The organism is Filifactor alocis ATCC 35896, assembly GCF_000163895.2.
Lineage (GTDB): Bacteria > Bacillota > Clostridia > Peptostreptococcales > Filifactoraceae > Filifactor > Filifactor alocis.
In genome coordinates, this window is sequence record NC_016630.1 from 52564 (window position 1) to 64848 (window position 12285).

At 38.1% G+C, this 12285-nt stretch carries 12 protein-coding genes; all 12 read left to right on the top strand.

Going from position 1 to position 12285, the window contains the following annotated elements:
- Positions 1-4 precede the first annotated feature (4 nt).
- The 12 genes from HMPREF0389_RS00220 to HMPREF0389_RS00275 all read left to right on the top strand — a co-directional run bounded on the left by HMPREF0389_RS00220 (position 5) and on the right by HMPREF0389_RS00275 (position 12261).
- Positions 5-1936 carry a hypothetical protein gene (locus tag HMPREF0389_RS00220; RefSeq protein WP_014261725.1) on the top strand — a complete coding sequence of 644 codons (1932 nt, stop codon included), beginning with the start codon at positions 5-7 and terminating at the stop codon, positions 1934-1936.
- A complete protein-coding gene (locus HMPREF0389_RS00225; protein ID WP_014261726.1) occupies positions 1933-2868 on the top strand; it encodes a hypothetical protein in 936 nt (311 codons plus the stop codon). Before HMPREF0389_RS00220 ends, HMPREF0389_RS00225 begins: the two co-directional genes overlap by 4 nt.
- On the top strand, positions 2868-3671 hold the full coding sequence (locus HMPREF0389_RS00230) for a DUF6339 family protein (RefSeq protein WP_014261727.1): 804 nt from the start codon (positions 2868-2870) through the stop codon (positions 3669-3671). The genes HMPREF0389_RS00225 and HMPREF0389_RS00230 overlap by 1 nt, the downstream gene beginning before the upstream one ends.
- Entirely contained in the window at positions 3668-4087 is a 420-nt protein-coding gene (locus tag HMPREF0389_RS00235) for a hypothetical protein (RefSeq protein ID WP_014261728.1), read from the top strand. Before HMPREF0389_RS00230 ends, HMPREF0389_RS00235 begins: the two co-directional genes overlap by 4 nt.
- 844 nt (positions 4088-4931) lie before the next feature.
- A complete protein-coding gene (locus tag HMPREF0389_RS00240) occupies positions 4932-7073 on the top strand; it encodes a beta-propeller domain-containing protein (protein ID WP_014261729.1) in 2142 nt (713 codons plus the stop codon).
- A gap of 373 nt (positions 7074-7446) precedes the next feature.
- A complete protein-coding gene (locus HMPREF0389_RS00245) occupies positions 7447-7920 on the top strand; it encodes a QueT transporter family protein (protein WP_014261730.1) in 474 nt (157 codons plus the stop codon).
- Positions 7921-8072: 152 nt separating this feature from the next.
- Positions 8073-8573, top strand: a complete 501-nt coding sequence (locus HMPREF0389_RS00250; protein WP_041250726.1) for a hypothetical protein — start codon at positions 8073-8075, stop codon at positions 8571-8573.
- Between the two features lie 34 nt (positions 8574-8607).
- Entirely contained in the window at positions 8608-9603 is a 996-nt protein-coding gene (gene trpS / locus HMPREF0389_RS00255) for a tryptophan--tRNA ligase (RefSeq protein ID WP_014261732.1), read from the top strand.
- Positions 9604-9612: 9 nt separating this feature from the next.
- Complete coding sequence (gene lspA / locus HMPREF0389_RS00260) at positions 9613-10077, top strand: signal peptidase II (RefSeq protein ID WP_014261733.1); 465 nt, start codon at positions 9613-9615, stop codon at positions 10075-10077.
- A gap of 94 nt (positions 10078-10171) precedes the next feature.
- A complete protein-coding gene (locus HMPREF0389_RS00265; protein WP_014261734.1) occupies positions 10172-10765 on the top strand; it encodes a tRNA (mnm(5)s(2)U34)-methyltransferase in 594 nt (197 codons plus the stop codon).
- An 81-nt stretch (positions 10766-10846) separates the two neighbouring features.
- The gene (locus HMPREF0389_RS00270; protein ID WP_014261735.1) at positions 10847-11731 is read left to right on the top strand and encodes a DMT family transporter; all 885 of its coding nucleotides are present in this window, start codon (positions 10847-10849) and stop codon (positions 11729-11731) included.
- Between the two features lie 236 nt (positions 11732-11967).
- Positions 11968-12261 (top strand): hypothetical protein, encoded by a 294-nt coding sequence (locus HMPREF0389_RS00275; protein ID WP_014261736.1) that lies wholly within the window; start codon positions 11968-11970, stop codon positions 12259-12261.
- Positions 12262-12285: the final 24 nt, after the last annotated feature.

The window sequence follows — 12285 nt, forward strand, 5'->3', positions numbered from 1 at the left end:
GTGAATGACACACATTAGTTGGCGTTTTCCTCCTCTCTCAGGTGGAACCCGGCAAGGATATACTAATAATGATATTGAAGTTTTCAAGGGGCAGGAACTTTTTGATAATCTCACAAGAGAGATTTGTCAGAACTCCCTTGACGCACATCTTGAGACTACTGATGCTCCCGTAAAAGTTGTATTTGAATTCAGACAAATTAATATGGCTCAATACGATGTTTTTTCTGAATACGGAGAATGTCTTAAGGGCTGTCGCAACTATTGGGGTGATGAAATGGATGCCAAGCTGTCTCGTTTTGTCACCGGAGCCGAAACGACTCTACAGCAGGAAACCATTCCCGTATTGATTGCAAGTGACTACCATACCAAAGGATTAAGCGGAAGCCATAGCGGAAAGCTGTCATCTTCGTGGGAAGCCTTGACCGGATCGGATGGTATTTCCGTTAAAAGTGACGAAAACAGTGCGGGTTCATACGGAATCGGGAAAAATGCACCTTTTGCATGCTCTTCGCTTAGTATGGTTTTCTATAACACACTTGCCGAAGACAATGAAAGTGCTTTTATCGGTGTTGCTCGTCTTGCCACTCTTCTGAACTCTGACGGAAAACCCACACAGCGTGTCGGAAAATATCAGAATAACGATGAGGAAAACGAAATATGGAAACCCATCTTTGATACCGACACTAATGCATTCCGTGACTGCTTTACCCGTACCGAAAGAGGAACGGATGTAATTATTGTCGGTTTTACACAGTCAAAAGATTGGGTAAAGAATATAACAAATGCTGTTCTCAAGAATTTTTTTGTTGCTATCAGTGAAGGTAGACTCATTGTGGAATTAAAAGATTCTACCGAACATCACATGATTAATGCAGATACTCTGTCACGTCTTTTCTTTGATTTGTCAAACAACCAAGAGATGATTGCCACAACGCAGCTATATAAGGCGTTTACCACACCTGATTGCAAGGAATTTCTTGAAGTATTAGAACCGGATGATGTAGAGGTCTATATTAAGTCTGATAGCAGTTATAAACGTACTATTGCCAATTTCAGAGCAACAGGAATGCTTGTCGGTACATACTTCAAGAGGATTTTCCAGCATTATGCGGCGGTTGTAATCGTTCGTGGTCAGAAACTCGGAGAACTATTAAAGGATACCGAACCACCCAGACATAACAAATGGGATTACAAACAAATTGAATCTTCTGACAAAGAAAAGCGAACGCTTGCAAAACGATCCATACAGGAAATTGATACTTTTGTACTGAACCTTTTGAAGGATCAATTCGAAATTGTCACCGAGGATACTATAGATGCGGCAGGTATTGGTGAATATATTCCTGACGATATTGATGGTCTTGGCGCTCATTCTGAAGGTGAAGACATCCTGAAAGTCAAAATCAAAATTGGTAAAATCATAACAAATCGCACACAACGAGGTACTGCCACACAGAGTGCGGTGCAAGAAGAAGGAGCTGAGCAAGAAGGGGATGTACGCAACCATACTCATAATCCCAATCCGATGCCTCCGAAGCCTCGTCCTCCGAAGCCTGTTACTCCTGACCCGGATGATCCGAATCCACAGCCTGGTGCTACTCCCGGAAATGGTATAAAGACTGTAAATACTCCTAATCTTACGGCACAGAGAGCGTTCCCTATCAGTTGTTCTCAAGGACTCTATAAGATTGTAATTAAGCCTGCCGAAACTTATGAAAATCTATATGTAGAGTGCTTCGCGGTAGGTGAGGACAGTCGTTCTGATATCCTTGAAATGGAATCCTTTACCTATAACGGGAAGCGTATAAAAATTGCCGGTGGAAAGGCTGGACCTGTGAAGGTTGAGGTTGATACCACAGCAATGTTCTTCGTAAAATTTGTAAAGAAGGAAAAAATGAAACTCAGTGTTCATTTAACGGAGGTGGTTAAGAAATGAAAGAAATCAAGGACGAATTTCCGAATCCTGTGTTAGCATTGGGACGTGATGATTATATTGAAGGTTGTAGTTTCTGTACTGCATTTGATGAAAATGAAATTATTGTAGACAGTGAAAATATAGTTATCCCAATGAAGTATTCTCTTGTTTGCAACGGATTACAGACTTTGATTGATTCCGGAGATGCTGTGGTAGTAATCAGTGTCAAAAGTAGTGCAGCATCATATAGCAAGCTTTTCAAATTTCCGGTAGGGTCTACAGAAATGCCGATATTTGTGCCGAAATTTTCCGTAGTTACTAAAATGGATATTATCGGCTCTGTTATTGCTACTCATAATATCGATAATTTCCGCTGTGATGGTGAATTTAATGATATGTACTTCGGAGGTGTCAGCTTTGAGATTCGCAAAGGAGATATTTTGGCAACAGAGGATAGGCGTTCAATTTATGTAGATGACACAGAACTTGAAAAGCCCATTTCTTCTATCTTCGATATCAGTAGACATGATAATCAGGAATCAGATGTCGTTCCCAATTTTGAGGATGAGAAGATTCAGATTTTTCTCAAAAATGAATTATATGATTTGTATTACAAATTCAAAGATTTTAATAATGGTGTTTTGAGAAGATATGCAGCAGGAGTAATTGTTTACCCGGTTTTAGTTGAAGCTGTCGGATATGTAATTAGTCACTACCAGAACGGTGGCGAGTCAGATGACGGAACCGGATACAGTGGTAAGCGCTGGTTTAGAGCAATAGATCATAAAGCAGATGCAAAAGGAATCGACCTGCGTAGTTATGAAGGTTATCCAACTACACTTGCAAACGATATGCTCGGAGATATTGCTCTCGATGCTCTTAAGAGTTTTAAGGATACTTTAGACAGTGAAATGAATAGCGGTGAAACACAAATGATAGGAGGTGTTGATTAATGCTTTTAGGATATTTTACAGAAGAAGCCTATGAAAAACTCCTCCACGAGATCCCGCAAAATGCTGACAATTACTCTTCCAACGAAGACTGGCTGCCTACTTATTTCGGTAGTTCCGATGGATATTTCAAAACATCATCTGTAGATGTCGGAAGGTTTAAGCCTTCATATACTTCTGGAAAAAAAGATGATGCTCAAAAATCTCAGGAGGATTTGGTTAACACAAGGCTCATATATGAAGCTTTCCGTAACCTTACACCCTTGCAAGCATCAAATAAGTATATGTGGACATATCTTTGTCATGTTATTCCTGAATATAGAGGTTATATTCAAGATCGTTGGATGCAGGAAGAACGCTCAAATACCATTAAAAACAGGTACTTTGTTACAACTCCCGGTAGTCTTCTAAATGATAATGCGTTGTCTCGTCTTTGGTGGTATGGATATCTCACTTATGATTGCAACGGAAGTAACCACTATGCTTTAACCGAAATTCTTTTTACAAATCAGACAATATGTACCGATGTCATGGATACCTTCAATCGTATGAATTTTGACCGTATACGTGGTGTGCTGACGGCAATTAAAGATTTTAAAGAAGAACTATCAAACAACGAGGGAATTACTGACTATTTCCGTGAATGCAAAAAGTATTTGAATCATTACGCAGCAGTTACAACTTTGGAATTTCTTGATAGTGATGAAATCCATAATCTTGCATTCAACTATATGATGAAGCTGCGTGAGGAAAAACTAAACGGAACATTTACTAATGCAAAGAACAAGAGAAAGAAAAAGAAATGACACATTATTTAGATTGCATATGGTGTTATTCTGCATTCTATGGTGAACAGATTCGTATTTCGGTACAATTACATGAGGAGGGCAATAGCTATGCTGCGTTTTTACTTTTGTTTAATATTTTTGAACTTCTCTGTAAGTTATTAAAGGAATCTGATGATGAAAATGTAGTATCGGATATAAAATGGATGCTTGAGAATGCTCTAATAACTTCAGAAGAAGAGGTGTTTCTTAACAGTCAAGATGGTATTCGAAAAATCCGTAATATTATGACACACAGAAATCTGTATGAATACTATTTTGAGGATGATGGAATTGTTTATTCGTTTGCAGATTTCGAGACTTGGGATATAGCATACACAAAGTATGCTCCTCGCATAATTGAGATAATGTACAATGCAATTGTAAATAAAGACTGAACCGCTAATAATGCCTACCCTGAAAATATGGGGATGGCACTACTTACATATATTTAACAATCCCGTCTATCCATTCGTTCAGTGAGAGTTTCTGTCAAGTTTTTTCGCTGAATATTCTTGATAACAACCGCAATGGTAGAGCAAACACCATACAGTTAAGAAAGAAATAAATAAATATCGGTTATGTACTTTTACTAAAAAAGAGAGAAAGATAATTTGATTCGCCAGGAGAAAACAACCACACAAGAGTAGAACTGCTCATTTGTTGGTCGTTTTCTATTTAAAGGCATCATTGCACAAAATCTTCTTATTTTTTTAAAATTTTTTGTTGTAAAAGCAGACAACAAGAGAGTGTCTTTTTTGCAAATAAAAGGAGTCATTTTAATGGGATGATTGGTTGGACTGACTGATCATCGTTGTTTCAATTTCGTTTGTACAAGCAATGCTATTAACTATTAGAACTGACAGGTTGAATGCTTTGAACTATATGATTCTCCAAATTATTTTTCAGCAATTGTACATTTTGCATACCCGGCATTTTAAACGGAGAATAGTATAACAATACATTTGGTTTGTATCACGAGTGCCTTATGCCGGAGTTACACCATTTCACACTACAAATAACAGCAAATCAAATTGATTGTAGAACGCTTTGAATTATGGCACTTTGCAGAAATTTGAAAAAATGTAGGAATATGGTATAATGGTATTACTTATCAGAGCAAAATGCAAAGTATGAGGTTGAATGTTCAGAGTGTGATAAGGTAATTACACAAATTTATTTTTAATGAGAGGAACTTTTTGAAGGTTATTTTTTTACAGTATCAAAAAAGGAGGAAACACCATGAAGAAAAGACTGGTTTCTACAATGATAATGGTCCTGATTGCAAGTATTATATGTTGCACAACGGCATTTGCCTATGGAAAGAAGTCAACTGATACAAAGCAGGTAAATATCTATGAAACAATGGAAATTCAACTGAATAAGTCTGATGATAAGATAAGAGACAAGATTGTGTTCACTAATTTGGATGGAAAGGTATTACCTTACTTTTTGAATCAAAAAAGCCCTAATACCTATTTGATTTTGCCGCTCTATGGCGAAAATGAAGAAATTAAAATGAAGATTAACTTGAATCCGAAGGACTATACGCTGAAGAACACAAAGGAAGTTTTTTATTTAGATAACGAACAAAACGCAAAAGAGTTGCAGACCCATCTTTCACAGTACTACCGTACGATGGATTACGGATTAAAAGACGGAATGCTTGCTATAGAGGAGGAAGCTGGTGCGGCGACACCTGCTAAAGAGAAACGTGATTATAGTGAAACAAATCATCAAGTGGAAGGCGTAGAAGAAGGTCATGTGATAAAAACGGACGGACAATACATCTATTATATTTCTGATGATTCCGTTATGATTACAAAGGCGGAAAAAGGAAAGTTATCTATCCAAAAAACACTTGTTTTACCGGAGAATGTGATTCCGATGGAGTTGTATGTCGATCAAAAAAAATTGATTGTCATAGGCGACTTTTATAATCCGAATTACTATGACCCTCATATAGACTCTGTGACACCTTATGGAGGAACAGTGACATTGGTATATGATGTGACCAATATCGAACAGCCGAAAAAAATAAGAGAGTTGGTGCAACAAGGATATTATCTATCTTCCAGAAAAAATGGTAAAGTGGTTCATGTGGTAACACAAAATGCACCGTTTGTAAGTATGCCGATGGCGGAAGATACAAAATCTCCTCAAAGGGATATAGGAATTTTGAAGGAAGAATTGAATGGTACAAAAGCACCTCATAATGTTGCGAGATACGATAAGATAATCGTATTTCCGGGAAACTATACTTCTAATATGGTCACTATGACAAGTTTTGATGTGGCAACCAACCGGAGTGCAGAACAAATCTCCTATATCGGCAATGGAGAAGAACTGTATTTATCTCAAAATGATTTGGTCATCTCTTATACAGGATATCCTCGTACGGAGGAGACTTTGGCAAAGGATTCTGCTAAAAAATCTAACATTCAGCCAAAAGGATATCCGTTTTATTGGGAACCATATACGTTTTTAAATCGTTTCCGATTGCAAGGAACAAAAGCAACTTATATCGGTTCAAATCGAATCAAGGGAACATTGTTGAATCAGTTTGCATTGGATGAACACGATGGATTTTTGCGTGTTGCCTTCACATCAGAACGCAACGGAGGCAACGGGATTGCCGTTTTTGATTCAAAGATGAATTTGGTAAGTTCGTTGAACGGTTTGGCAAGGGGAGAGAGAATTTATTCTGTTCGTTTTATGCAGGATAGAGCTTATCTTGTCACATTTAAGGAAGTCGATCCGTTTTTTGTCATAGATTTGAAAAAAGCAACAGCTCCGAAGGTAATGGGATATCTTAAATTACCGGGATACAGCACCTATCTTCATCCGATTGACCAAAACCATGTATTGGGATTTGGATATTCTGTGAAGCAGGAGAGAAACAGAATTGTAAATGATGGAGTGAAAGTGGCAATTTTTGATGTGACAAATGTTTCAAAACCGGTTGTATGTTCCGAACAGCTGATAGGAAAGCAGGGAACTTACAGTGACCTTGGATATACACATAAAGCGTTGTTATATCATCCGACCAAAAAATATTTAGGTTTTCCGATTACAGTAGCAACGCCGGATTTACGAAAATCAAGTATAGGATCAGTAGATTTTCAGGGAGCATATTTTTACCAAATTTCTCCGAAGTATGAATTGAAGAAAAAAGGACAAATTTCTCATGTAACGAAAGAATTGACATTCGGAGGTTACAATTACAATATATCAGGAATGGTTTATATCGATGATGTCATCTATGCTATTTCTCATGATAAAGTAAGTTCGCATGAAGATGGTGCTTTGCGTCAAATTGATGAAAAGTATTGGGAAAGACTGCCTCAAAAGAATCCCACGGTAGGATCGATTGCGGTAGACTAAACGATAAGAACAAACAACTTTCTGTAAGAGAGTGATACAACTTGATAGGAAAAGTGAAGGGAGAGGGAGACCTCTCTCTTTTTTTGCTTGTATGATCTGTTTTGTATCATATGCCAATGTCAAAAAAGAGTGTTTTTTACATTTCAATTGATAGCCTTTTGATTGATAGCTTTTCTACGGGAGATTTGATGAGCAGGATTTTTTAACAGGAGTGAGAGTTTGTGAACGGCATCACTTGACAAAAGATATTTTTATAGGCTATACTGAGTAGCCTATCTTTTTTGAAAAGAAGTAGGAATCTACAACTTGCTTTGTAGAAAGAAATGTTTTCTTGGTAACCCATTTCTATAAAAAAACAAGAGGAGGAAACAGAATGAAATGGAATGTGAAACTTTTGGTGTGGAACGCAATGATTGCGGCATTGTATGCGGTGCTTACGATAAGTTTGGAACCGATTAGCTATGGTGCGGTACAATTTCGACTTTCGGAAGTGATGACCTTATTGGCATTTGCAAATCCGATGTTTGTGCCGGGATTGGTGTTGGGTTGCGTGATTGCAAATCTCTTCAGTCCGCTTGGTGCGATTGATGTGTTCGTAGGTTCTTTTGCGACATTCCTTGCAATTTATCCTATGAGATATTGTAAGAATGTGTATTGGGCATCTTTGTTGCCGACAATTGCAAACGGAATCATCATCGGAATAGAGCTTACTGTATTGTATCAAATTCCGATTTATATGAGTATGGCATCCGTTGCTGCAGGAGAGTTTGTGGTGGTATCCGTAATTGGAACACAACTGTACCGTATTTTTGTGCAACGAAAGTGGAATCAATCCCACGCATCTTAATTTTGAACATAATAGATGGTTGAAAACAGGAAAAGCTGTGTTATTTTTTGATAAAATAGCATAGTTTTTTTGTTTTTATGGTATACTTTTGACAGTACAGGATTTGTGATGGGAAACAAGTAGAAATAAAAAATAGATATAAGGTGAAAAAGATGAATACAATGTTACGAAAAAAAATGGCACTGATTGCCATGCTTATCATAGGGACGGCTTTTGTGGTTACTCGATGCAGTGTGAATCGCGGAAATTCTTTTCACAAGATACATGCACACTATGACAAAATTACTTCCATTGAGATAAAAGCGCCGAAGGGAACTGTTGTGCAAGTGGATAACAAAGGGCTTGTCAATCAGGTTAAAAAGTATTGCAAACCGACAGACAAGATGTCAAGTTATCGGGAAGATTTTGAAAAAAATACAACAGGAACGCCGATTACCATTTCATTTTATCAAGAGGATAAGTTGTTGTTTGAAGAAAAGCTCTATCGCTTGAAGGAATCCGTTTTGGACAAGCAGGAAGTCGGAAAAGCCCGTTGTATCTATATTCAAGCAGTGCCGTGTGCTGTCAAGATAGACGATGAATGGATTGCAATCAACGGCTCTGATGCACAAGTAGAAAAATATATCGGAGAACTTTGGAGTGAAAACAAATAGACAAAACAGTGGAATAGATAGAGAGGAGATTATCATGGAAAAGAAAAGACTGTTCAGCGGAGTGCAACCCTCCGGAAGAATTACCTTAGGAAATTATTTGGGCGCATTGTCCAATTGGACAACATTGCAGGATGAATATGAATGTATTTTTTCGATTGTGGATATGCATGCCATTACGGTACCGCAAAATCCGAAGGAGTTGAGAGAAAATGCGTTGTTGTTGTTGGCACAATACCTTGCGATTGGAATTGATCCGCAAAAAAGCACGATTTTTATCCAATCTCATGTACCGGAACATGCCGAATTGAGCTGGGTGCTTTCCACAATGACCTATATGGGCGAACTGAACAGAATGACACAGTACAAAGAAAAATCTCAAAAGAACAGCGATAATTTGAATGCAGGGCTATTCACTTATCCTGTTCTGATGGCGGCGGATATTTTGCTTTACTGCACAGACTTGGTGCCGGTAGGAGCGGATCAAAAGCAGCATTTGGAGTTGGCAAGAGATTTGGCAAACCGATTCAACCACAGATATTCGGATACCTTCCCTGTACCGGAAGGATTTTTTCCGAAAGTTGCGGCAAGGGTGATGAGCTTGCAGGAGCCGAACAAAAAAATGAGCAAGTCCGATGCCAACGAAAACGGATTCATTTCTCTGTTAGACGAGCATGATGTGATTATCAAAAAAATAAAACGAGCCGTGACAGACTCTGTCGGAATTGTGCAATACAACGACGAACAGGCGGGAATCAAGAACTTGTTGGAAATTTACAGCAAAATGACAGGAGAAAGCATTGAATCAATCGTTGCAAAATATGGCGGAAAAGGATACGGAGACTTCAAACAGGATACCGCAGAAATCGTAGCGGAAGGACTTCGACCGGTTCGAGAAAAAACAAAAGAATTGTTAAGCGACAAAGCTTATTTGGAATCCGTTTATCGTGAAGGAGCAGAAAAAGCGGAGGCGATTGCAAGAAAAACATTGAGAAAAGTTCATAAGAAAATAGGATTTTTGCCAAGAGGATAGGAGTAAGTCATGGGTTATATCGTGTTATTTGTCGTGTTGTTGATAGCCGATCAAGGGAGCAAGTACTGGGCAAGAACCGTATTGTATCAACAATCGAGTATCCAAGTGATTCCCCATGTGTTGCGATTCAGCTATGTAGAGAATCGAGGGGCGGCATTTGGAATGTTGCAAGGACAAAAATTCTTTTTTGTGATAATGACATTCTTGTTGATTGGTCTGTTTTTTGTTTATCTCAAAAAGGTACATGCAAACAAGTGGATGACATTGACAGCAACCGTTATCATTGCAGGAGCGATCGGAAACCTGATTGATCGCATGTTGCTTGGTTATGTGGTTGATTTTATCGATTTTCATATTATTTGGAGATATGTGTTCAATGTTGCGGACATCTATGTAGTGGGTGGAACTCTGTTGACGGCACTTCAAGTTTTGTTACAGGACGAAAAGGACAAGGATACTTCCTTATCGGAATAGTACAGATGAAAACAAGTTAGGAATTAGTAGCGTTGCTTACAATATCCGAAAAATGATTGAAGAATAATACAGTTGACGAAAAAGGAGGAATCGCATGGGATATATTACAAACTTGAATGAGCTGTCCCTGTTGATATGTGAACAATATATGCCGGATGTCAAAGTGGCAGTGGATATTACCTTAGGGAACGGCTTGGATGTCCAAAAGTTTCTTCCCTATATTCAGGAAAAATTGATTGCCATCGATATCCAGCAACAAGCGATTGATGTATCGAAAGAAAGGTTGCAAAAAGTACTTTCCGAAGAAGAGTACAGCAAGATAGAATTTGTTACGGATAACCATGTCAATATCGATCGGCATGTGGATAGAGTGGACTTTGTGTTTGGGAATTTGGGATATCTTCCCAATTCCGACCATAAAATTATGACGAAGTCGAACACTACACTGATTTGTTTGGACAAAGCATTGAAACTGTTGAATCCCAACGGATTGTTGTCCATCATCAGTTATTTGGGACAAGACAGAGGGCAGGAGCATCGCAGTTTGTGTGCTTTTTTTGAAAGCTTGGATTCCAAGCAATACAAGGTAATTCATATCAATCCTTTGAATCAGGATGAGATGGCGCCGACCTTGTTTTTGTGTCAAAAACTGTATGATGAACCGTCACAGGAAAGAGGAGTTTTTTGATAGAGATAGAATTGTTTGAATAAGAAGAAGTTTAGGAGAGGTACGGTCTGAAAAAGAAATTTCAAAAGAGGGAGTGAGTATATGCAACCGAAGGATAACCAAAAAGTGCTTGCACTGATGTTGTTACTATTTACTTGTGTTGCTTGGGGAGGTTCTTATGTCAGCATCCAAATTTGTTTGGATGCGATGGGTCCTGTTTATCTTCCGTTCTTTCGATATTTACTTTCAGCAGTGCTTCTTTTTGTTGTATTGAAAGGAAAAGGAATGTCCTTACGACTCGAAGCATCTGATTGGGTAAAAGTAGGATTGACGGCATTGTTCAGTATTACAGTCTATTTTTATTTTGAAAACAGTGCCATTAAAAAAATCGGAGCCAATGAGGCTGCAATTTTGGTGGCAATGTTACCGATTGTGGCATTGATTGGAAATCGTATCTTTTTGAAACAAAAACTGTTGCGTCGCAATGTCATCAGTGCGGTTATTTCGATTGTAGGAATCTATTTTGTGATTGGAGGAGTACAGTTCGGACAGAACAAATTAGGATATTTCTACATTTTTTTATCCAATTTAAGTTGGTCTGCTTACTTAATCAATACCAAGCCTCTCCTAAAAAAATATGACGGTTTGGTACTGACTTTCTATCAATGTCTGATTGGAAGTCTTGCTTTCCTTCCTGCCTTACCGATGGACTACTTCTATATTGACAAGATAACTACCGGTATCATACTTCACTTTTTGTTTTTAGCACTGATTTGTTCGGCAGTATGTACAGTCTGCTATACCTTTGCAATCAAACATTGCGGAGTTGGAATTTCAGCACTGTGCTTGAACTTTATCCCTGTTGCCACATTCTTCTTCAGTTTTTTGATTTTACGAGAAGTGATGAGACCGATTCAGTTGATAGGAGCATTTGTTGCGATTTCAGGACTGATGTTGATGAAAGAAGACCAAGCAATTGATGGATAGAGGAATGACTGATAAAAAGGGACTAAAAATTTAGTTTATTATGCGATTCATTTGTTCTCTTTGTATCGTGACAAGTATCATTTACGTTTTGAGAGATTGTTTCACATCATACCGAAACATGATCATTTTATCGTAATGCAATAGGATGAAACAAGATACAATTACAGAACGAGAAGGATATGAGATGACAGGTAGGAAGTTGTCATCGAATCAAAAGGAATAGGAGGTGTTGGAATATGATACAATTTAGCGGATATGGACTGATTATTGTAGTATTGGATTATTTTGGAGGAATATTTCTTCTCAGTCAGCTGACACCTTATTTGTTTAAGACCTTCAAAGAGCAGTATATTACTCTCTTGTTATTTCACATTATAATTACAGTCATCAATTTCTGTTTGGCAAAGTACTTGAACCGCGAAGAAGTAAACCATACCGTCTTTGAGCTGAGATTGGAATATGCGGTACTTGCCACCGGATTACTACTCCTTCCAATCGTTATTATGATGGGAAAGGGCATTGTCTATTAAAGGTAGGATGATTTGGAGTTCTTT